Source organism: Pseudomonas sp. S2_H10 (assembly GCF_054668285.1).
This window is the reverse complement of the sequence record NZ_CP162754.1, coordinates 6,109,933-6,131,011: the sequence shown is the minus strand read 5'-3', so window position 1 is coordinate 6,131,011 and position 21,079 is coordinate 6,109,933. Positions and strand designations below refer to the sequence as shown.

Genomic DNA, 21,079 nt, shown 5'->3' with positions numbered 1-21,079 from the left:
ATTGTCTGTCGCTCGCCTCAGCCCTGATCGCCGCCGCCCACAGGCATGACCATGCCGGTGATATAGGACGCTTCGTCGCTGGCCAGAAACAGAATAGCCCCTGCCTGCTCATCCAGCGTGCCGTAGCGTTTCATCAGACTGCTGTCGAGGGTCTGGTCGACGATCTGCTGGTACCAGACTTTTTCCTGCTCACTCTGCCCGTCACCGTTGCGGGGTATGCGTCGCGGCGGCGCTTCGGTGCCGCCAGGCGCGGTGGCGTTGACCCGCACACCACGACCGGCGGTTTCGAACGCCAGACAAGCGGTCAATGCATTCACCCCACCCTTGGCCGCGCCGTAGGGCACGCGGTTGAGACTGCGGGTGGCGATGGACGATACGTTGACGATCGCCCCGCTGCCCTGCTCCAGCATGAACGGCAGCGCCGCATGGCAACACCACAAGGTCGGGAACAGCGAACGGCGCACTTCGGCCTCGATCTGCGCGGCTTCATAGTGCTCGAACGGCTTGGCCCAGATCGTCCCGCCGACGTTGTTGATCAACACATCGAGGCGCCCGAAGCGCTCGACGGCGGTTTGCATCACCCGGCTGCATTCCTCGTACTGTTCAAGGTCGGCGGTCAGGGCCAATACCTGGTTGGTCGCGGCCAGTTGTTGCTGGACGTCGAACACCAGCTCGGAGCGATCCACCAGGATCAGCTTCGCCCCTTCCGCCGCCATGCGCTCGGCCACCCGCTGGCCAATGCCTTGGGCAGCGCCGGTGATCAGGGCGACTTTGTCGTGAAATCTGTTCATGTGTACCTCATCGGGCAATATCGGTCGAAACACAATCCTGCTCGCGATGGTCGTTAACGAAAACGCGTGCTTACTGGCTAAACGCGGCGTTCTCCAGTCCATCGCGAGCAGGCTCGCTCCTACATTGAGTCGTGGTATTCAGGGTCGACTCACGCCGCGCTGGCGGCGAATTTCTCGAAGTAGAAGTTCGCCGGCGTGATGCCTTGCTCGCGGATGAACTGGCTGACCGCCTCGACCATCGGCGGCGGGCCGCACAGGTAGACGTCGACGTCGCCATCGTTCAAATGCCCGGGTTCGATGTGCTGGGTCACGTAACCCTTGAGCGGATGCTGGCTCTCGGGGCTGGCGACGCAGGCGCTGTAGGTGAAGTTGGGGATGCGCGCGGCGAAGGCTTCGAGGCGGTCGATTTCCACCAGGTCGAAATCGTGGGTCACGCCGTAGATCAGATGCAGCGGATGATCGCTGCCCTGCTCGGCGATCTTCTCCAGCATCGCGGTGAACGGCGCCAGCCCCGTACCGCCGGCCAGCAACAGCAACGGACGGCGAATTTCGCGCAGGTAAAAACTGCCCAGGGGACCTACCAGGCTCATGCAGTCGCCGGCCTTGGCCATGCCGGTGAGGAAGCTGCTCATCAGGCCGCCGGGCACGTTGCGGATCAGGAAACTGACCTCGCCATCGCGCTGCAGCGAGCTGAACGAATAGGCGCGGGTCTGCTCGCTGCCGGGAATCCCCAGGTTCACATATTGACCCGGCAGGAACGCCAGCTTGCTCAGGGCTTCGCCCTTGATCGACAGCGCGATGGTGCTGTCGGACAACTGGCGTACGGCGCTGATCGTCGCGTCGTAGCTGGCCTGACGGGTGCGGCAGACCTCGGAGGACGTCGGTACGCGCACCACGCAATCGCTCTGGGCGCGCATCTGGCAGGTCAGGACAAAACCCTGTGCGGCCTCTTCAGGGCTGAGGGCGTCCTCGATGTACTCCTCGCCCAGATCGTATCGACCGGCTTCGGCAAAACACTTGCAGGTGCCGCAGGCGCCGTCGCGGCAGTCCAGCGGGATGTTGATGCCCTGGCGGTACGCGGCATCGGCCACGGTTTCGCCCAGGTTGGCGTCGATGAAACGGGTGACGCCGTCTTCGAAATTGAATGCGATGGAATGGGTCATGACGGCCGCCTCACAAGTGGTAAACATCGATGACCTGGCGAACGTAGTCGTTCTTCAGGATCACTTTCTTGGCCTTGATCAACGGGTTTTCACCGCGCACGTCGAGGGTGTAGAAACTGCTGCCGAAATAGCTGTCGACGGTCTTGTAGCGAAAACTCAGGGTGTGCCAGTTGAAGCGCACCTTGCACAGTCCGTCGGCTTGTTCCAGCAGCTCGATGTTGCTGATGTTGTGGGAGGTGCGGGTGTCCGGCACGCTGGCGCTGGAGCGCTCGGTCTTGATGCGGAAGACGCGGTCTTCCAGGCCGGTGCGGTTGCCGTACCAGATCAGCGAGATTTCCCGCTGCGGGTCTTCGGTCAGTTCGTCGTTGTCGTCCCAGGACGGCATCCAGTACGTCGCGTCCGGCGCGTAAAGCTCCAGCCACTCGTCCCATTGGCGATCGTCGAGGTAGCGCGCTTCGCGGTAGAGAAAATCGCGCACCGCTTCATAGGAAATGCTCATAACACGTCCTCCACGGCGATCAGCTTCGACTGCTCGGCCGCCAGGGCCTGGAGCATGGTCTGCTGCCAGTATTTGTGTTGCAGCACGAACAGGCCTTCGTCTTCGGTGCGCACGCCGCTGAGCAGCGGGTGCAGGTCGATTTCCTTGGCCGCTTCGTCGGCGCCTTCGATCCAGTGCTCGGCGCCCCGGGACATGTCGTTCCAAGTGGTGACGCTGCCCTGATAGCTGGTCTGGCAGGAGCGGAACTCTTCCAGGTCGTCGGGCGTGGCCATGCCGCTGACGTTGAAGAAGTCTTCGTACTGGCGAATCCGGCTCGAACGCGCGTGGTCGCTTTCGCCTTTGGGGGCGATGCAGTAGATGGTGATTTCCGTGCGGTTGACCGAGATCGGCCGGGCGATGCGGATCTGCGAGCTGAACTGGTCCATCAGGTACACGTTCGGGTACAGGCACAGGTTGCGCGAGTTCTCGATCATCCAGTCGGCGCGGGCCTTGCCGAAGTCTTGCGCCAGCTCGTCGCGACGCTCGTACAGCGGACGGTCCTCGGGGTTGGCCCAACGGGTCCAGAGCAGCATGTGGCCCTTGTCGAAGGAGTAGAAACCACCGCCCTGCTTGGCCCAGCTGCCGGCGCTCATGGTCGGGTTTTCGTCACCGGCTTCGCGCTGCTTGCGCTGGTTCTGGGTGGCCGCGTAGTTCCAGTGCACGCTGCTGACGTGGTAGCCGTCGGCACCGTTTTCGGCGGTGAGTTTCCAGTTGCCTTCGTAGATGTAGCTCGACGAACCGCGCAGCACTTCCAGGCCGTCGGCGGACTGATCGACGATCATGTCGATGATCTTCGCCGACTCGCCCAGGTGCTCGACCAGCGGCAAGACATCGGCCTTGAGGCTGCCGAACAGGAAGCCGCGATAGGACTCGAAACGCGCGACTTTCGTCAGGTCGTGGGAGCCTTCGCAGTTGAAGCTCGACGGGTAGCCCGCATTGGCCGGGTCCTTGACCTTGAGCAGTTTGCCGGAGTTGTTGAAGGTCCAGCCGTGGAACGGGCAGGTGTAGGAACTCTTGTTGCCGGACTTGTGCCGGCACAGGGTCGCGCCACGGTGACTGCAGGCATTGATGAAGGCGTTGAGCACACCGTCCTTGTTGCGCGCGATGAAGATCGACTGGCGCCCCATGGTGGTGGTGTAGAAGTCGTTGATGTTGGGGATCTGGCTTTCGTGGGCCAGGTACAGCCAGTTGCCTTCGAAGATGTGTTCCATCTCCAGGTCGAACAACCGGGGGTCGGTGAACATCTCGCGCTTGCAGCGATAGAGGCCCTGCTCGGGATCGTCTTCAAGCAGGGAATGCACGTATTCGGGTCGCAGGGTCATGGCCGCCGCCTCCATTGTTATTGTTCAGGCAGGGGTCATGCTAGGACGGGGCGACGGGGCGGAGTATCCGCGGGGTGCAGACCTTTATCCGTTTTGTGCAGGGAGCTAAGGGTGAATGTGCCGGCCCCATCGCAAGCAAGCTCGCTCCCACAGGGGCAATGCGATCCAAAGTGGGAGCGAGCTTGCTCGCGATGGGGCCAGACCAGACAACATCAAACCTGAAGGCCTCAATGTCGGCGCTTGAGGGTATCCGATGGCAACTCGCCGAACTGCTTGCGGTAGCTGTCGGAGAACCTTCCCAGGTGCAGGAAGCCGTAGTCCATCGCCACTTCGGTGACGTTGCGCACGTTGCAGGTCGGGTCGCTCAGGCAGGCGTTGATGCGTTCCAGGCGTTTCTGGCGCTGGTAGTTTTTCGGGGTAAGGCCGGCATTGCGCTCGAACAGTCCGTACAGCGAACGCAGGCTCATGTGCGCCTGTTGCGCCAGTGCTGCGCTGTCGATGTCCTGCTTGAGGTTATTGGCGATGTAATCGGCAATCGCTTCGAACGTGGCCGTCTGCGAACCCAGTTCGAGGCGGCTGACATTGGTTTTCATCAGGCCGAGCATCTTGCTGGCGATGATCTGCGCGTAATGCTCCTGCACCCCGGGGATCTGCTCGGTGGCTTCGGCCTCCTGGCAGATCATCGCCAGCAGGTTGACGAAGCCTTCCAGTTCATTGAGCTGATAACGGTTTTCCAGAAACCGCACGCCCTGCCCCGGATAGCGCCAGCGCTGCTCATCGCAGACCGATTCAAACAAGCGGGTCGGGACCTTGAGGATGAATTTTTCGCAATCGTCGGAGTACGTCAGGTCCACCGGATCGTCGGGGTTGATCAACAGCAGTTCGCCGGGGGCGAAATAGTGTTCCTGGCCGTGGCCGCGCCACAGGCAATTGCCTTGCAGCAACACCTGCAGGTGATAGATGTTCTCCAGCGCGCCCGAGGTCACTCGCACGCTGGCGCCGTAGCTGATGCGGCACAGGTCGAGGCTGGCGAACTTGCGATGGTCGAGACTGGCCAGTGGCTGGCCGGTGCGGGGCATGAGGATGCAATGGTTGCCGACGTGCTGATTGACGTAGCCCGACACCGCGTAAGGGTCGGCATGGTCAAACACCCGGCTGCGCTGACTCAATAGTTGCGCTGGCATCATCAGGTCACTCTCGTTGTTGTTATAGGTTGCGTCGTTTCATTCTAGATCCGAAACCCTTGTAGGAGCGAGCCTGCTCGCGATGGACTCAAGGACGCCACGGGGCATCAGGTACCCAGCGTCATCGTTGACGACCATCGCGAGCAAGCTCGCTCCCACAGAGTGGTGATCCCACAGGGGTGTGCTATCAGTCTTCCAGTGCGCGGACCCGCTCGTGGCGTTGTTGCTCTTGTGGCTGGGCCGACGACTGCAGGGTGAAGTCGAACTCGATTTCGGCAAAACGACCACTCACACCATGAGCCGCCGCACGGGCCTGATCGTCACTGAAGGTGATCTTGGCGATCAGCTCGTCGCGGGTGGCGTAGGCGAAGTCGTCATGCAGGTACTTTTCGCCATCCAGGTTGATCTGGGTGGTCAGGTGGCGATGGTCCGGCGCGGAGATGAAGAAGTGCACGTGCGCCGGGCGCTGGCCATGGCGGCCCAGTTGATCGAGCAATTGCTGGGTCGGACCGTCCGGCGGGCAGCCGTAGCCCGACGGCACGATGCTGCGGAAACGGTAGCGGCCTTCAGCGTCGGTGACGATGCGGCGACGCAGGTTGAATTCCGATTGTGAGGCATCGAAGTACGAGTAGGTGCCGCCGGTGTTGGCGTGCCAGACGTCCACCACGGCGCCGGCCAGGGGTTCGCCAGCGGTGTTGAACACGCGACCTTGCATGAACAGGGTCACACCCGGATCGACGCCATCATCCAGACGCGCTTCGCCTTCGGACATTGGCGCACCGGCCACGTACAGCGGGCCTTCGATGGTGCGCGGGGTACCGCCGGACTTGCCGGCCTGTTCGTCTTCGGCATCCATCAGCAGGTCGAGGTAATGCTCCAGGCCGATACCGGCCACCAGCAGCCCGGCCTCCTGGCGCGCACCCAGCACGTTGAGATAATTGACCGCTTTCCAGAATTCTTCCGGGGTCACGGCCAGGTCTTCGATGATGTTCACCGAGTCACGCAGGATGCGGTAGACCAGCGCCTTGGTCCGTGGATTGCCGGCGTCGTTGAGCAGGCCGCTGGCCTCTTCGAGAAACTTCTGGACTTCGGCAGTGTGGGAAATCTTGACGTTCATTTTGGTGGGTTCCTCATCTTGTAATTATTAGCGTAGCGCGCTGAACAGGCTGGGCTCAGCGGTCATCGTCTCGGATGGAAGAAGGATGCCGGCACATCGCATCGATTTCGATGGCCATGTACGGGAACAGCGGCAGTTGCATCAGCAGGTCGTGCAGTTCCTGGACGCTGTCGACATCGAACACGCTGTAGTTGGCGTAGTGCCCGGCGATGCGCCACAGGTGACGCCACTTGCCCTGCTCTTGCAGGCGCTGGGCCAGGGCTTTCTCGTCCGCCTTCAATGTGGCGGCCGCTTCGGGATTCATGTCGACCGGCAGGTTCACGGTCATTTTTACGTGGAACAGCATAATGCTCTCCTCAGGCTTGATGAATGGCAGTCGATGTCTTGTCGCGGCGGAAGAACGCCAGGCGCTCTTCATCCAGGCTCAGGCCCAGGCCCGGTGTGTTCGGCACGTGCAGTTCGAAGTCGCGATACACCAGCGGTTCGCTGAGAATGTCCTCGTTCAGCAGCAACGGGCCGAACAGCTCGGTGTCCCACGCCAGTTTGTTCAGGGTGACAAAGGCATGGGCCGAGGCCATGGTGCCCAGGCCGCCTTCGAGCATGGTGCCGCCGTACAGGGCGATGCCGGCCGCTTCAGCGATGGAGGCGGTGCGCAGTACGGCGCGCGGGCCACCGTTCTTGGCGATCTTCAGGGCGAACACCGAGGCCGCGCCTTCGCGGGCCAGGTTGAACGCATCTTCCACGCATTCGATGGATTCGTCGGCCATGATCGGCGCCGGGCTGATGGCGTTCAGGCGGGCCATGCCGGCGCGGTTGTTGCGCGAGATCGGCTGTTCGATCAGGTCGATGCCGTTGCTGCCGAGGATCCGGCAGGCACGAATGGCGACGGCTTCGTCCCAGGCCTGGTTGACGTCGACCCGCACGCTGGCGCGGTCACCGAGGGCTTTCTTGATCGCAATCACGTGGGCCAGGTCACGGTTGACCTCACCGGCACCGATCTTCAGTTTGAAGATGCGATGGCGGCGCAGGTCGAGCATTTTTTCTGCTTCGGCGATGTCTTTTTCGGTGTCACCGCTGGCCAGGGTCCAGGCCACGGGCAGCGCATCGCGAACCCGGCCGCCGAGCAGTTCGCTGACCGCCAGGCCGAGGCGTTTGCCCTGGGCATCGAGCAGCGCGGTTTCGATACCGGATTTGGCGAAGGTATTGCCACGGATGCTGCGTTCCAGACGCAACATGGCGGCGTTGACGTTGCCGCTGTCCTGGCCGATCAACAGCGGCGCGAAGTGCGTGTCGATGTTGGTCTTGATGCTGTCCGGGCTTTCATTGCCGTAGGCCAGGCCACCGATGGTGGTGGATTCGCCAATGCCTTCGATGCCGTCGGCGCAACGCACGCGAATGATCACCAGGGTCTGGTTCTGCATGGTGTGCATCGCCAGCTTGTGCGGGCGGATGGTCGGCAGGTCGACGATGATCGTCTCGATCGACTCAATGGCAGTTGCAAGCATTTCGATACCCGTCAGGTTCTTGAAGTTCTGGAATCGATTCTCGTACGGCTTTTTTCGCGATGCCAATATAGAATTGGTCTGACTTGATACCTATAAGGTATGCAACCGATCCACGCCCGGAGGCTCCATGGAACTGCGTCACCTGCGTTATTTCCAGGTATTGGCTCAAACCCTCAACTTCACCCGCGCCGCCGAGCTGCTGCACATCGCCCAGCCGCCCCTCAGCCGGCAGATCCAGCAACTGGAAGACGAACTGGGCGTGACGCTGATCGAGCGCGGCCGACCGCTGAAGTTGACCGACGCCGGACGGTTTTTTCATGAGCACTGCACTGCCCTGCTCGAACAACTGAACAAGGTCTGCGACAACACGCGGCGTATCGGCCTGGGGGAAAAAACCTGGCTGGGCATCGGTTTTGCGCCATCGACCCTGTATGGCGTTCTGCCGGAACTGATCCGCCGCCTACGCAGTGGCGAGCCGCTGGAGCTGGAGCTGGGTCTGTCGGAAATGACCACCCTGCAACAGGTGCAGGCGTTGAAGGCCGGGCGCATCGACATCGGTTTCGGCCGGATCCGCATCGACGACCCGGCCATCATCCAGACCGTGCTGACCGAAGACCGCCTGGTCGCCGCCCTGCCCGCCGGCCATCCGCTGCTCGCCGGTCCCGTCACCCTGCGGGAGCTGGCAAAGGAACCCTTTGTGCTGTACCCCGGCAATCCACGGCCGAGTTACGCCGACCATGTGATCGCACTGTTCGAGTCCTGTGGCGTGAGCATTCACGTCGCGCAATGGACCAACGAACTGCAAACGGCGATCGGGCTGGTGGGGGCTGGCATCGGGGTCACGCTGGTACCGGCCTCGGTGCAGTTGCTGCACCGCGACGACATCGGCTTCACGCCGTTGCTGGAAGACAACGCGACCTCGCCGATCATACTCAGCCGACGGGTGGGCGATGTGTCGCCGGGGTTGAACCATTGTTTGCGGATGATTGACGAGCTGCTGCCGCGCGGCTGATCAACCGGCAAAGGCCCGGCGCCCTGCCTTTATCTCGGTACGCAACTCGCCGATGAAGTCGGAGATGGCGCGCACGCTGGTGAGCTCGGCTGTCGAGACTCCGCTGAGCAACAGCTCCACCCGCCCGGTGGCCACGTCATAGACTTCGATACGCAGCAGCCCGAGACTCTCCGTGCACTCGCACGACAGCGGCTCGAAACCGGACTCGATAATGTTGCAAAGAACTGAAACAGGAACCATGACTGGTGCCTCGGCGACAATGGATCGGATTGGATCCGTTTCAGAATAGATACACTTTTGCGATCTGCAACAGAATCATTCGCAATTAGTGTTATCCAGCTCTCACTTTCTGCAGTTTTTAATGGGTGTTCGCGCCCCAGATCCAGTTCCAGAACCCTGGCAACTCGACCGGCTGCGAATCGTCGCGCACGGTTCGCGCCAGGGCAGCCCGCAGCAACGCGGCCTGATCGTCGTAAAACGGCTTGTCCGCGGTTTTCACCCCGGTCTCCCGGGCGCTGTCGAGCAGGATCTGCAGGTACTCGCGGGTATGCCGGGCGGTATAACGGTTGAGGTCGTGGAAGGTCACCACCACCGGAATCACCCCGTCGACCACCGGCAATTCGCCGCGGGCAATGCGTTCGCGCACTTCGGACATCGAGCGCAGCATGTGCGAGCGCCGCCGGGGGCTGGCGTTGAAGCCCCAGATCTTGCCGTCATTGGCGCTCAGGTCCGTGAGCAGCACGTGCAGGCCATGCTGGCGATAAGCGGCGAAGGTGCGTTTGTCATAGTTCCAGAATGGCGGGCGCAGCAAGGTTGGAGGGGCGCCTGTGATCGCCGCGATGTCGGCGCTGCCATCAGTGAGGGCCCGCTCCAGTTCTGGCGGCTCGAGAGAACGATGATTGGTGTGCCAGGGCGTGGCGGTGTGAAATCCGAGGATGTGGCCTTCGGCGTGCTCGCGCCGCATGATGTCCCGGCCCAGCTCGCTGCCACCGGCTCGCGGTGCACGGGTCTGCACGAAGAACACGGCCTTGATCCCCGGTTGCAGCGGGTTCTGCGCCAGGCTCTCGAGCACGGTGACGGTGGGGTTCCACCAGCTCGATGCACTGGGACCGTCGTCGAACGTCAGCAGAAACCGGATGGGGGGCTGCTCGTGCAAACGCTGCTCGGTCTGCGGAGTCATTTCAATGGGTGCCGCGATACAACCCAGCAGGCCGACCGCCATTGCACATACCGCTAAAAACTTGAACAGGTGCTTCATGTTTCGCCTTGGGTCAGACCCTCTGTTGCCCCTCGGGCTGGCCGAAGTTGGATAGGGTACACAGGGTTTGGTTCCGATGCTTGCCGGGCCCGTTTCGTCGCCACCATCTAAACTGAAAAAAATGCTCATCCAGAGTGTCAGGCCATGTGCGGACGACTGTCGCAATACCGCGGGATTCACGACTTCGTGGCGGTGCTGAGCATCCCCGACGCGCTGATCAACCACGTCGGCAACGAACCCCTGGCGCACTATAACGCCGCGCCCACCACGCAACTCGCCCTGTTGCACCTGGAGAACGAGCGGCTGCACGCCGACGCCGTGCGCTGGGGTTGGCGCCCGCACTGGGCGACGGACCGCGCGGCGCCGATCAATGCCCGGGTCGAGAAAGTCGCCCACGGCCCCTATTTCCGGGCGATCTGGCCGCATCGCGCGATCTGCCCGATCGATAACTGGTTCGAATGGGTCGAAGCCGATGACGGCAACAAACAACCCTGGCTGATTCGACGACGGGACCGGGCGCCGGCTTTCTGCGCCGCCATCGGCCAGTACCCCATTGGCGGAGCCCCGCACAGGGAGCACGATGGCTTCGTCATCCTCACGGCCGACAGCGCCGGCGGCCTGCTCGATGTGCACGACCGCCGACCGGTGGTGTTTTCCCCCGAACTGGCGCGCGAATGGCTGGACCCGGCCACGCCCAAGGAGCGCGCCGAGGAAATGGCGCTGTCCCAGGGCGAAATCAGTGATGTATTTGAGTGGTACAAAGTGGACAAGGCCGTCGGCAATGTCAGGAACCAGGGCGCTGCGCTGATTGAACAAGTTCCGTGAACTTATCGATAACGGCAGTAAAGCGGTCACTAATACCAGCATTACAACGACTGTTTCATTCTTGTAACAACACCAACTGGAACGTTTGTACCGCCTGTCAGACTCCATAGTCGAAATAGATACAATCGCGGTGACTACAGCTAGCATTCGCGCCGAATTTCCCGCAACACCATTAGTTGACCAAAGAGTCAGCGATCAAGGAAATCCTAAACAACAAGCCTTGCAGAGAACCAAATTGCGCGACGACTATGAAAACGATCAAGTCGTGGGCCTGGCGTGCGTTCATCTTACAAAGACGGAGCACTACCAACTCGACTGCTTTATCAAGCAATACATTCAAACCCGCAACCTTCGATCTGTTCCCGATATCCATGAAATCCTGAGTTCAACCCTTGAACATTACCCGGGCAAACCGCCGGTGATGGTCAACGAGCTGAACGCCTGGATCGACAGGACATTGGGACATCGCGCAGCCCACCCCGAGTTTCCAGAGGTCCTGGAACGAGGGTGATCACGACAAAGCCCCGCTCAAAAGGCGGGGCTTTGTCGTATGCGCCGGTCAGAACTTGCGGTCAGGCTCTGACAGTTCCGTACCGTCGTCAGGATGCTTCCAGTCCGGTATCGAGCGCTTCTGCCGCTCGATCTCTTCTTCCGTGGGTTCGTCCACGTCTTCTTCCGGGTTCGGTTGCTTGGGTTCATTGGCCATGTTCACCTCTCTTCCTGAAGGGATCGGTTATCAACTTAAGCTTAGATCAAGTCCCTGCCCCGCTCAGAGCCACCAGCGCAGCAAAAAGAAGAACCCCATGCTCAACAACATGCTGAGCAAGGTATTGCGCGTGTAAAGCACCAGCCCGACCGCCACCAGCGAACTGATCAGGTAGGGATTGTCCCAGTGCAGGTTCAGCTGTTTCTCCGGCATGAACACAATCGGCCCACAGATCGCGGTCAACATGCCCGGTACGGCAAACCCGAGGAACTGCCGGGCATTGCTGCTCAGGCGCAGTGGCAACCGCGGTTCGAGGAAAACATAGCGGTTGAGGAACACCAACACGCCCATTCCGACAATCACTGCCCAGACCATCATGTGCGGCCACCATGGAATTTATTGCAGACAAACCCGGCGGTCATGCCCGCCAGCCCCGACAGCACCAGCGCCGAGCCCCATTGCCAGTAGCTGAACAGCACCGAGCAGAACAGCGACACCGCCACGCACACCACGGTCGGCACGTTGCGCACCACCGGGGTGATCAGGGCGATGAAGGTGGCCGCGATGGAGAAATCCAGGCCCAGGTGTTCAAGGCCGGGAATGCTGCTGCCGAGCACAATGCCCGCCAGGGTGAACAGGTTCCAGGCGATGTAGAACGTCAGGCCCACGCCCAGGGCGTACCAGCGGTTGAATTGCTGTTTGTCGTGCTGGCTGGTCAGGGCGAACAGCTCATCGGTGAGCAAGAACCCCAGGCCCACGCGCCAGCGTCCCGGTAACGGAGAGATCACCGAACGCAGGCTCATCCCGTAGAGCAAATGCTGGGAGGTCAGCAGCAAGGTGGTGAGCAAAATCGAAAAGATCCCGGCACCGCCCTTGAGCATGCCGATGGCCACCAGTTGCGCCGCACCGGCAAACACGATGCTCGACAGGCCCTGGCCTTGCAGGGGCGTGAGGTTGGCTTCGATGGCCATGGAGCCGGCCAGCAAGCCCCAGGGCGCGGTGGCCAGGGACAGCGGCATGATCGCTGCGGCCCCGCGCAGAAAGGCACTGCGCGGCATGAGTGAATTGGACATGACGTTCTACAGACAGGGAAAGACCCGAGACTGTGCCAGCAGTCGCGGGCGAAGGCTTGAACAATCTTGCTCACTGCCACGAGCGCGTGCCATTCATCGGCTGCCCGCTTGATTCGCCAAGGTGGTAGCAACATGATGGCCCAGCATTTTCATCGAGGCAGGCCCTTCATGAGTTCAGTCGAAACCGACAGCGACGTTTACAAAACCCTGCTTGAGTCGACCAAAGCCATTCCCTGGCGCATCGACTGGAAAACCATGACGTTCAGTTACATCGGGCCGCAGATCGAGCAATTGCTCGGCTGGAAACAGCACAGCTGGCTTTCGGTCAATGACTGGGTCGAACGCATGCACCCCGATGACCGCGACTACGTCGTGGACTTCTGCGTCTCGCAGTCGCGGGCCGGTATGGATCACGAGGCCGACTATCGCGCACTCACCGAAAGCGGCGAGTACGTGTGGATCCGCGATGTGGTGCACGTGGTGCGCAAGGACGGTGAAGTCGAGGCGCTGGTCGGTTTCATGTTCGACATCAGTGAGCGCAAGAAAACCGAAGAGCACCTGATCCGCCTGCAAAAACAGCTTGAAGAGTATTCCTTCCAGGACGGCCTGACCGGCATCGCCAACCGGCGCATGTTCGACACCGTGCTGGAGCGCGAGTGGAACACGGCCCAGCGCAGCGGTTTGCCGTTGTCGGTGCTCGTGCTGGATATCGATTACTTCAAGCAGTACAACGACCATTACGGCCACATCAAGGGCGACGAATGCCTGCGCCACGTCGCGCAGACCCTGTCGCTGGCGGCCAATCGGCCCCGGGATTTCATCGCCCGGATCGGCGGTGAAGAGTTCGTCTGGCTGCTGCCGGAAACCGATGCCGAATCCGCTCGGCTGGTGGCGCACAAATGCCTGCACCTGATTCGCCAGCAGCGGATCCCCCATGAGTTCTCGAACGTGTCGAAGCTGCTGAGTATCAGCCTGGGCGTCGGCACCACCCTGGCGTCGACGCATGCGACGGCCCCGGAATTCGTCGAGCAGGTCGATCATCTGCTCTACAAGGCCAAGCACAATGGCCGGATGCGCGCCGAGTTCGCTGACTTTCGTGATTGACAAACGGCGCTCGGCCTTTTAAAACTGGGCGCCTCACTCAGGGTGTAAGCAAGTATGTCCGCAACCTTCAACCTCAACACTTCCGTCATTGGCTTGATTGCCAAGGCGCAAGGTTGCGTTGCGCACGCCCTCAAATCGAAGAAACAGTCGCTCATGTGACCGGGGCGCGCTGTCCCGTCAGATGAGCTGACAGGACATTGAGCGCGACGGACCACCCTCCCCTTGCTTACTCTCCTTCCATGCCCCTGACGGTGACGAAATCGGTCAACCATCAGGAGAAAGTGCATGTCTGCGTTTCAAGGTATCTGGGTTCCACTGGTCACCCCCTTCCACAACGGCGCCATCGATTTCGTCGGCTTGCGCCGGCTGGTCAGCCATCTGCTGGAGAGCGGCGTCGACGGCCTCATCGTGTGCGGCACCACCGGCGAACCGGCGGCGATGGGCAAGCTTGAGCAACTGGCGGTGCTTGATGCGGTGCTGGAGTTGGCGCCGGCGCAACGGGTGGTCATGGGCCTGGCCGGTAACAACCTGAGCGAGTTGTTGCAGTTCCAGAGCGAGATCCTCAAGCGCCCGGTGGCTGGCCTGCTGGTGCCGGCACCGTATTACATCCGCCCGTCCCAGGCCGGCCTCGAAGCGTTTTTCCGCACGGTCGCCGATGCCTCCAGCGTGCCGCTGATTCTCTACGACATCCCTTACCGTACCGGCGTGGTTTTCGAGCAGGCGACCTTGCTCAACATCGTCGCCCACGAGCGGATCGTCGCGATCAAGGATTGCGGCGGCAATTTTTCCAACACTCTCGCCTTGCTCGCTAGCGGCCATGTCGACGTGCTGTGCGGTGAAGACAACCAGATTTTCAACGCCTTGTGCCTGGGCGCCAAAGGTGCGATTGCCGCGTCGGCGCATGTCCATCCCGAACTGTTCGTGCAGTTGCACCGGCAGATCCGCGACAACAAATTGGCCGAGGGCCGCGCCACGTTTTTCCGTTTGCTGCCGCTGATCAACAGCCTGTTCCTGGAGCCCAACCCGGCCCCGGTGAAAACCGCGCTGGCCCTGCAAGGCTTGATCGGCGATGAACTGCGCGCACCGATGCAACGCAGCAGTGAATCGATGACCGAGCGTTTGCAAGGCGTGCTCAGCGCATTGGCCCGCGACAATCGATAGAGCGCCCGCCACCGGCCCGAGTACCATGGAGCGATTCGTTCAGCCTTCAGGGGCACAGACATGCTGTACCGAATCGCCGCCGACGGGCTGCTGCTGGTTCACTTGCTGTTCATTGTGTTTGTGTTGTTCGGCGGGCTGCTGGTGCTCAAATGGCGCCACCTGATCTGGTGGCATCCGCCGGCTGCGTTGTGGGGTATGGCGGTGGAATTCTTCCACTTGCCCTGCCCGCTGACCGACTGGGAAAACCGCCTGCGCCATGGGGCCGGGCAATCCGGCTATGGCGGTGGATTCATCGAGCATTACATTTGGCCGGTGATTTACCCGGCAGGCCTGACGCCGACCATTCAATTGGGTTTGGGCAGCGTGGTGCTGGTGATCAATCTGCTGGTTTATCTTCGAATGATCAGGAAGTGGAAGCGCCCCTGAAGGATCGCAGTCTGCGGCAACTCCTTTTCCAAAGCGAAGAGTTGAATCTGGCGAGTAGTTTGTAGGAACTGACTTACTCGATAAATGGAAAAGGAACTGAAAACGCAGGAACAGTCCGACTTAACATTCAATCTATACTAATCAATAGTAACCCCCTATTACGGAAAGTTTAAACTGCAAAGGGGGCATCATGAATCGCACCGACCTACTCTCCCTAAAAAATCATATTCACACGGTCATATCGCAAAGCGAAACAGTCGAACGTTTATGGGCCACATGCCTTAATATAACAAAAGAAATAAAGTTTGACTATTTCTCCTATCACATCCAGCACCCAACCCCTTTTACAAACCCTAGAGTATTTACTTACGGAAACTACCCACTTGACGTGTCGAGTTTCCTTACCAGGAAAAGCCCTTATAGAGGCACAGGGCATTTTAAAATCACGCCAGAACAACAAGTAACTTTCAATCAAGCACAAAACCATGAAACCTTACACACTATAAAAACAAATGATTCGATTTATTTTATAACTCAGTCCACTCAAAAACCCGAAGGAGTAGTAGAGCTTTTTTCTTAGCAAGAACCCGTTATGAAATTGACCATCGCGAGCTAAAAACATCACGCCAACTAATAAAAACCATTGCAGAAGAAGTTTACAGAAGATTATTTGATTTGAACAACACCATTTCACAGACAATATCCTTATCATCCAGAGAGAAAGAAATATTGCTCTGGGGCGCAGACGGAAAAACCTCAGAAGAAATCGCAATAATTCTCGGCCTGTCGCAAGACGCGATAAACTTTCACCACAAGAAAATACAAAAAAAGTTGAACACAACCAACCGAGCACAAGCCATTGCCCATGCAATAGTTAAAGGCTACATATAAAACATAAGACACAGAATAAATAAAACAGCAAAAAATAATAAATGATTATCTAGACTTTAGCTTTTCAATGAGTGACTCATCCGACACTTAGGCTCAATATTTTTCGACATTACCGTACAAATCTTTAATAACTCCACATCAATGCACACACCAAACTTTCAAATAAAAACTTTACTGCTACACTGTACAAAAAAATATTCCAACGCGGCAAAATTCGTAACCTCTCACAAGAATATTAATCTCAAAGAAAAATAAGTACCACGTTGGGTAGCTGATGAAAAACATCGGAAATATGGATAGTTGCTGGTGCACCGGTGAACACACAGAACGAAATAGGTACCAGCAACGAAGCGCAAGCAATCACTTATGCGGTAACGAACGTTACGTATAAAAATCCCACATGATATCTCACTACAACTTATACAACACAGAACCAGATGAACACTTTAAACATCAAAAACCTTTCGACAAATCCATGAGTATTGGTAGGTTTTATCTTCAGATCTGTGGGTCCGACGCCTGTAACTCCCCCAGCCCTGACCAGAGCAATAAGTGCATATTCCTGCAGTTTGAATTTGCGCACGATCCAAACCGGAGGCTTCTAGCAAATAAAGACAATAAAGCGTGAGATCAAACCAGGCCTCGTCATGACTGGCTGGAGCTCGCCGCGAGTTGGCGGCCATTTTCGACCGATCGTGTACGCTTGACCAAGGTGCCTGTCTGCCACGCCATAAATGCCCGTGCACCTGTTCTATTTTACCAACAAGAGCCCTTCCAACTTCATAGCAGCATGAGTGTATGGCGGGGCCAATCGCGATCTGTAAGTTTTCTAAAGAAACACCAGCGAGACGGAAAGCACTGAAGGAATTTTCAATCACCCCTGCCGCCAAGCCCTGCCAACCGCCATGTATGGCGGCAACGAACTCATCCGCTTTAGAGCCTATAAGAATTGGCAAGCAATCTGCCGTCAGGATGCCAATGGGCCGCGTCGTGCGTGTGAACATTGCATCCCCCGAAATAACTCCTGCCTCCTCCTCATCAACTACCTCAATGACGGTGGAACCATGTTTCTGAGCACAGTAAAAAAGGCCCGCAGGTTTACGAGTGTCCCACACTCCGCCGAATGAATGAGCGACCGGTAGAGCGTTCAGGTTATCGGCGAAAAAGGCCATTCACACCTCATGAATTAGAATTTCACACATTGTGTTATAGCGGCATAAGAACCCGGAATCAACAGTAAAAACACTGTAGTCAGCCATCATAATGCACAAAAAATAGCGCTGGCAAAATTTCACTGCCTATTCTTTTTACGCGAGCGAAGCATAGGCCATGCCAGACTTAACTACCAAATCTTGTAGGTGCAGCCTGGCTGATTAGCATCTATAAATCTCCCCTACAAAAAAGCGCCACCTGAAATCTTGGTGAAATTTACAGAGGTCCTATGGAACAACAAATAGAAAATTTCAACATACGTTGCGGGAATGTAGATTTGCGTGGCCAGCGCTGGAGTTGCAAAAACCCCAAAAAAACAGTTCTAATTATGCATGGCGCCGGCACATCAAGTAGCAAAGACTTCTACAATCTTCAAACCTATTTGCACAACCATAACTATGAGTCTATAACATTTGATTTTCTTGGGCATGGCAATACAGGGGGGAAACTGAAAAATTCCAGCTTGGAGAGAAGAACCGAACAAGCATTAGCTGTGGTACATAAGTTCAACCTGCATACTGATCTCAACATCATCGGTTTCAGCATGGGAGCACACAACGCATTGCATATTGCTGCCCAAGCTTCCGCGAACCGGTTGGGACTCGCGATACCCGCAGTTTACTCAGAAAAGGCTGAGAAATTAAAGTTTGGCCCATCCTTTTCTTCGTGTATTCGCCGCCACCGAAGCTGGGAAGACAGTAAATGTTTTTCCATTATTGAGAAATTCAAAGGAAAACTTCTGATTATTTCCGCCGAAAACGATAGCGTCATTCCAGCTGAAATCCCATGCAAACTTATTGAACGAGCAAGAAACTGCCTTAATGCTGAACATCACTGTATCCGTCATGCAGATCACGATTTGGGCAGTCATTTCAGCAAAGACCCGCAGAGCAGACATCTCACATTGAATAGCATTCTAAGATGGCTGACGTAAATTTTTATAAGGCTCGGAAATGAAAAATACATTTGATGACCTCTATCTGTACTTCTCGGAAAGCTATCTGACGTATGAAAGAACCCAAAAAGAATGCGATCTGATTGAGCAACTTTGCCGACTCAAGAAGAGTGATCATATACTTGATATTGGTTGCGGCCATGGCCGGATCTCCAATGAACTGGCGCGTCGAGGCTACCGCGTCACAGGTATTGACTGGAGCCAGAGCGCATTGGATTTAGCTGCAAAAAATGCGCGCGCCGACGATCTTAAGGTCTGCTATGAAAACAAAAATTTTCTGGAGACGGGCTGGGCAGATGAGTTTGACTGTGCTCTGAGTTGGTATACCTCTTTTGGCTACACGGATGACGAAGGCTGTCACTCACAATTGAGAGAGATTCACGCCTCGTTAAAAAAAGGTGGTCGTTTTTTGATGGATCACATCAATCGAGACCGCTGCCTGAAATCTCTTCCAGCTTCAATTGTTCAAGAAAAAGGTGAGAACTTCATGATCGACCATTTCAAGTATGATGCTGAAAATGGTCGGATTCAGATCAGGCGCCGATTCGTCAAGAATGGAACAATAACAGAAGCCCCCTATAGCATCCGCTTATTACCCTTCACGGAGATCAAGGGCTGGATGAGTCAAGCAGGATTCCAAAATATCGAAGGGTATGACATCCAGGGACAGCCCTTCAGAAATGATGGGGAAAGAATGATTCTGATTGGGGTTAAATAACTCATGAAATTTATTTTTTCAGAATCAAATCCGAACTATAAGAACTACACGTTCCCTTACGCTGTTTGGGCTATCCCGGACTCCCCGGAAGAAGTCGTTGAACTCTACGAGCGTGGCTTCTTACCTTCACGTAAACCCAGATTCTGCTTGACCCGAAGCACGAGGATAGCGCTTTGCAGGTTTGAAAATAGCTACCGAAACCGACGAACGCTCAAACTCTGCAAGGATGTAAAGGTGACACTGATCGCAATCTCCGACTTCGCCATGACTGGCCCTATCAGAGCCATGTGTCTGAAATGTGCAGAATTAAGATTTGGTGAAGGTGTGGTTGATGAACAGCGATTTTCTCGAATCCTGAGTCCGGACAATGCCACACATGTAATGCATTTCGTTATCGGCAAGGAAACGGTTGGCTTGGTTAGCATGAATGTCACCAATCAAATAGCACATTATAATTTTGCTTTTTACGATATCACCCAGCTCAAAAGATCACTGGGCATTTTCATGTTGACTGCAACAATCAACTACTTCCAGACCCGCCACTACACTCATCTCTATATGGGCACGTGTTATAGTAGAAACTTTCTGTACAAGACACACTTTCAAGGATTTGAGTTCTTCAATGGTGCTCACTGGTCATCAAATAAAAATGAACTGGAGTTCATAATTGAACGCCCCCAACAGGCAAGACATCTATTTGAGTCAAGTGATTATCTTGAGAAGTTTCACCCAACAGAACTCGATGTTGAGGCAGTAGAGTTGGGCTATCGATACTTGACTTCCACAGCGCCCAGTTTAACGATACAAGTCGAGGACTGAACAATGAATAAAATTTCAGCCCCTCTTTACGCCACTGCCATATTTTTTTCAAGAACAGGTTCCGGCTTATTCTTTTTTATCAATACATGGATCGTCATCCATCTGACAGGAAATGCCGCCAGTGCAGCAATAAGCCTTTTGATTGCGGTGATCCCAAGCATATTTCTTTCAATGATAATTGGCAGTGTCGCGGATAAATTCCCAGCGATAAAACTTGTGCTCTCCTCCGAAATCACGCGCTTTTTAATACTTTTTGCCTATGCTTCATTATTTATGACCGAGCACGCTACCCCGTTGCTTGCATACTCCGTCAGTTTCCTTATGTCGATCTGCGCAGAGATACAACTGATGTCCTGGCGGGTGATTTTGGCTAAACACACCAGCCAGGAAAATAACTTCAAGCTCAATGCTCTCTCATTCACCAGTGGCCAGGCAGGTGTAGTAGCGGGTGCTACCTGCTCCGGAATATTATTTGTATATTTTGGTGCAGCCCTGACGATTTATATCGCCAGCGGCGCTTTCTTGATATCGAGTATCTGCGTTGCCTATTTGGCCAGTGCTCTGCACACGCCACGCCCCGTAACAAACGCCAAAATAGACGTGCTGAATTCGATAACCTATCACCTGCGATCCATACGAGATGGCTTTCAGTATATTGCCGGACAGCCCAGCCTGATTGGCTACTACCTTTTGATACTGTTGAATATCAATATTCTGTACATGTCCAATGCACTGCTGGCGCCATTTGTCAAAGGCCCACTCAATCTCAATGCGGAAGCGTATGGGAAGATTGACGCGGCTTATTCTATTGGCGCCATCGCGGGGGGATTGATTATCGTACGACTCACGCGACGCTTGGGAGCATTGCGCATAACGTTGTTAGGGTTGGCAATCCTGGCCGTATCGTTATTCAGCTTTGCGCGTTCCGATGCATTTCTCATAGCCTTTTGCTCATACATCGGTATCGGCCTTGGCTGTCAAACCTCTATTGTCAGCCTTAGTCGTGCGCAAAGAATTACCGCCGCCGAACTTCACGGTAGGTCTTACGCCACGTTCAATACCATCACCGGTTGCTTTGGTGTACTGGTCTTTATATTAAGCACCCGATTTACCACACCTGAAGAGCTACGAAATATCTTTGAATACCAGGCTATCGCTGTGACAACGGTACTATTGGCTATAGGTTGTACAAAAAAATTCAAAAATGCCCTGAGAGCTGAATACAGACCCTGATATTCAATAGAACCACAGCCTTGTACTCGCATTCCCTGCAACAGGGAGGCTCATGAACGCGCGGTA

26 protein-coding genes are annotated in these 21,079 nt (G+C 56.5%); 12 read left to right on the top strand and 14 right to left on the bottom strand.

Features of this window, described 5'->3' with window-relative positions; translation table 11 throughout:
• Nucleotides 1-17 precede the first annotated feature (17 nt).
• The 8 genes from AB4O16_RS27795 to AB4O16_RS27760 form a co-directional block, all read right to left on the bottom strand.
• A complete protein-coding gene (locus tag AB4O16_RS27795; RefSeq protein WP_460156363.1) occupies nucleotides 18-791 on the bottom strand; it encodes a 1,6-dihydroxycyclohexa-2,4-diene-1-carboxylate dehydrogenase in 774 nt (257 codons plus the stop codon).
• Nucleotides 792-940: 149 nt separating this feature from the next.
• Nucleotides 941-1,954 carry a benzoate 1,2-dioxygenase electron transfer component BenC gene (gene benC, locus AB4O16_RS27790; RefSeq protein WP_460156362.1) on the bottom strand — a complete coding sequence of 338 codons (1,014 nt, stop codon included), beginning with the start codon at nucleotides 1,952-1,954 and terminating at the stop codon, nucleotides 941-943.
• A gap of 10 nt (nucleotides 1,955-1,964) precedes the next feature.
• A complete protein-coding gene (gene benB, locus AB4O16_RS27785) occupies nucleotides 1,965-2,453 on the bottom strand; it encodes a benzoate 1,2-dioxygenase small subunit (RefSeq protein ID WP_160387235.1) in 489 nt (162 codons plus the stop codon).
• Nucleotides 2,450-3,814 carry a benzoate 1,2-dioxygenase large subunit gene (benA, locus tag AB4O16_RS27780; RefSeq protein WP_460156361.1) on the bottom strand — a complete coding sequence of 455 codons (1,365 nt, stop codon included), beginning with the start codon at nucleotides 3,812-3,814 and terminating at the stop codon, nucleotides 2,450-2,452. Before benA ends, benB begins: the two co-directional genes overlap by 4 nt.
• A 227-nt stretch (nucleotides 3,815-4,041) precedes the next feature.
• A complete protein-coding gene (locus AB4O16_RS27775) occupies nucleotides 4,042-5,001 on the bottom strand; it encodes an AraC family transcriptional regulator (protein ID WP_460156360.1) in 960 nt (319 codons plus the stop codon).
• A gap of 184 nt (nucleotides 5,002-5,185) precedes the next feature.
• Complete coding sequence (catA, locus tag AB4O16_RS27770; protein WP_460156359.1) at nucleotides 5,186-6,115, bottom strand: catechol 1,2-dioxygenase; 930 nt, start codon at nucleotides 6,113-6,115, stop codon at nucleotides 5,186-5,188.
• A gap of 55 nt (nucleotides 6,116-6,170) precedes the next feature.
• Nucleotides 6,171-6,461 (bottom strand): muconolactone Delta-isomerase, encoded by a 291-nt coding sequence (gene catC / locus AB4O16_RS27765; protein ID WP_007985250.1) that lies wholly within the window; start codon nucleotides 6,459-6,461, stop codon nucleotides 6,171-6,173.
• Between the two features lie 10 nt (nucleotides 6,462-6,471).
• A complete protein-coding gene (locus AB4O16_RS27760; RefSeq protein ID WP_460156358.1) occupies nucleotides 6,472-7,620 on the bottom strand; it encodes a muconate cycloisomerase family protein in 1,149 nt (382 codons plus the stop codon).
• Between the two features lie 127 nt (nucleotides 7,621-7,747).
• Between AB4O16_RS27760 and AB4O16_RS27755 the strand changes: the two genes are divergently transcribed.
• A complete protein-coding gene (locus tag AB4O16_RS27755) occupies nucleotides 7,748-8,632 on the top strand; it encodes a LysR family transcriptional regulator (protein WP_160387245.1) in 885 nt (294 codons plus the stop codon).
• Here AB4O16_RS27755 and AB4O16_RS27750 read toward each other — a convergent pair whose 3' ends face one another.
• Together AB4O16_RS27750 and AB4O16_RS27745 are read right to left on the bottom strand one after the other, a co-directional pair.
• Nucleotides 8,633-8,872 carry a DUF1652 domain-containing protein gene (locus tag AB4O16_RS27750; RefSeq protein WP_160387247.1) on the bottom strand — a complete coding sequence of 80 codons (240 nt, stop codon included), beginning with the start codon at nucleotides 8,870-8,872 and terminating at the stop codon, nucleotides 8,633-8,635.
• A gap of 118 nt (nucleotides 8,873-8,990) precedes the next feature.
• Nucleotides 8,991-9,890 (bottom strand): polysaccharide deacetylase family protein, encoded by a 900-nt coding sequence (locus tag AB4O16_RS27745; RefSeq protein ID WP_160387249.1) that lies wholly within the window; start codon nucleotides 9,888-9,890, stop codon nucleotides 8,991-8,993.
• A 144-nt stretch (nucleotides 9,891-10,034) separates the two neighbouring features.
• Between AB4O16_RS27745 and AB4O16_RS27740 the strand changes: the two genes are divergently transcribed.
• On the top strand, nucleotides 10,035-10,715 hold the full coding sequence (locus tag AB4O16_RS27740; RefSeq protein WP_160387251.1) for an SOS response-associated peptidase family protein: 681 nt from the start codon (nucleotides 10,035-10,037) through the stop codon (nucleotides 10,713-10,715).
• Nucleotides 10,716-10,950: 235 nt separating this feature from the next.
• Nucleotides 10,951-11,226, top strand: a complete 276-nt coding sequence (locus tag AB4O16_RS27735) for a hypothetical protein (protein ID WP_160387272.1) — start codon at nucleotides 10,951-10,953, stop codon at nucleotides 11,224-11,226.
• Between the two features lie 48 nt (nucleotides 11,227-11,274).
• On the opposite strand, the gene AB4O16_RS27730 is transcribed toward AB4O16_RS27735, so the two are convergent.
• From AB4O16_RS27730 to AB4O16_RS27720, 3 genes are all read right to left on the bottom strand, one after another.
• On the bottom strand, nucleotides 11,275-11,421 hold the full coding sequence (locus AB4O16_RS27730; RefSeq protein WP_178120608.1) for a hypothetical protein: 147 nt from the start codon (nucleotides 11,419-11,421) through the stop codon (nucleotides 11,275-11,277).
• Nucleotides 11,422-11,484: 63 nt separating this feature from the next.
• Entirely contained in the window at nucleotides 11,485-11,796 is a 312-nt protein-coding gene (locus AB4O16_RS27725) for an AzlD domain-containing protein (RefSeq protein WP_160387273.1), read from the bottom strand.
• The gene (locus AB4O16_RS27720; protein WP_160387253.1) at nucleotides 11,796-12,494 is read right to left on the bottom strand and encodes an AzlC family ABC transporter permease; all 699 of its coding nucleotides are present in this window, start codon (nucleotides 12,492-12,494) and stop codon (nucleotides 11,796-11,798) included. The genes AB4O16_RS27725 and AB4O16_RS27720 overlap by 1 nt, the downstream gene beginning before the upstream one ends.
• 168 nt (nucleotides 12,495-12,662) lie before the next feature.
• Between AB4O16_RS27720 and AB4O16_RS27715 the strand changes: the two genes are divergently transcribed.
• The 5 genes from AB4O16_RS27715 (at nucleotide 12,663) to AB4O16_RS27695 (ending at nucleotide 16,076) form a co-directional block, all read left to right on the top strand.
• Nucleotides 12,663-13,598 carry a GGDEF domain-containing protein gene (locus tag AB4O16_RS27715; protein ID WP_460156357.1) on the top strand — a complete coding sequence of 312 codons (936 nt, stop codon included), beginning with the start codon at nucleotides 12,663-12,665 and terminating at the stop codon, nucleotides 13,596-13,598.
• 285 nt (nucleotides 13,599-13,883) lie between these two features.
• Complete coding sequence (gene dapA / locus AB4O16_RS27710; protein WP_160387258.1) at nucleotides 13,884-14,759, top strand: 4-hydroxy-tetrahydrodipicolinate synthase; 876 nt, start codon at nucleotides 13,884-13,886, stop codon at nucleotides 14,757-14,759.
• A gap of 60 nt (nucleotides 14,760-14,819) precedes the next feature.
• Nucleotides 14,820-15,185, top strand: a complete 366-nt coding sequence (locus tag AB4O16_RS27705; RefSeq protein ID WP_460156356.1) for a DUF2784 domain-containing protein — start codon at nucleotides 14,820-14,822, stop codon at nucleotides 15,183-15,185.
• Nucleotides 15,186-15,375: 190 nt separating this feature from the next.
• Entirely contained in the window at nucleotides 15,376-15,765 is a 390-nt protein-coding gene (locus AB4O16_RS27700; protein ID WP_460156355.1) for an autoinducer binding domain-containing protein, read from the top strand.
• 95 nt (nucleotides 15,766-15,860) lie between these two features.
• Nucleotides 15,861-16,076, top strand: a complete 216-nt coding sequence (locus AB4O16_RS27695; RefSeq protein ID WP_460156354.1) for a LuxR C-terminal-related transcriptional regulator — start codon at nucleotides 15,861-15,863, stop codon at nucleotides 16,074-16,076.
• Between the two features lie 446 nt (nucleotides 16,077-16,522).
• Here AB4O16_RS27695 and AB4O16_RS27690 read toward each other — a convergent pair whose 3' ends face one another.
• Nucleotides 16,523-17,248 (bottom strand): polyphenol oxidase family protein, encoded by a 726-nt coding sequence (locus tag AB4O16_RS27690; RefSeq protein WP_460156353.1) that lies wholly within the window; start codon nucleotides 17,246-17,248, stop codon nucleotides 16,523-16,525.
• A gap of 269 nt (nucleotides 17,249-17,517) precedes the next feature.
• On the opposite strand from AB4O16_RS27690, the gene AB4O16_RS27685 reads away from it, so the two are divergent.
• From AB4O16_RS27685 to AB4O16_RS27670, 4 genes are all read left to right on the top strand, one after another.
• Complete coding sequence (locus AB4O16_RS27685; RefSeq protein WP_460156352.1) at nucleotides 17,518-18,222, top strand: alpha/beta hydrolase; 705 nt, start codon at nucleotides 17,518-17,520, stop codon at nucleotides 18,220-18,222.
• Nucleotides 18,223-18,241: 19 nt separating this feature from the next.
• Complete coding sequence (locus tag AB4O16_RS27680; protein ID WP_460156351.1) at nucleotides 18,242-18,961, top strand: class I SAM-dependent methyltransferase; 720 nt, start codon at nucleotides 18,242-18,244, stop codon at nucleotides 18,959-18,961.
• 234 nt (nucleotides 18,962-19,195) lie between these two features.
• Entirely contained in the window at nucleotides 19,196-19,780 is a 585-nt protein-coding gene (locus tag AB4O16_RS27675) for a hypothetical protein (protein WP_460156350.1), read from the top strand.
• Between the two features lie 3 nt (nucleotides 19,781-19,783).
• The gene (locus tag AB4O16_RS27670; protein ID WP_460156349.1) at nucleotides 19,784-21,013 is read left to right on the top strand and encodes an MFS transporter; all 1,230 of its coding nucleotides are present in this window, start codon (nucleotides 19,784-19,786) and stop codon (nucleotides 21,011-21,013) included.
• Nucleotides 21,014-21,079 lie beyond the last annotated feature (66 nt).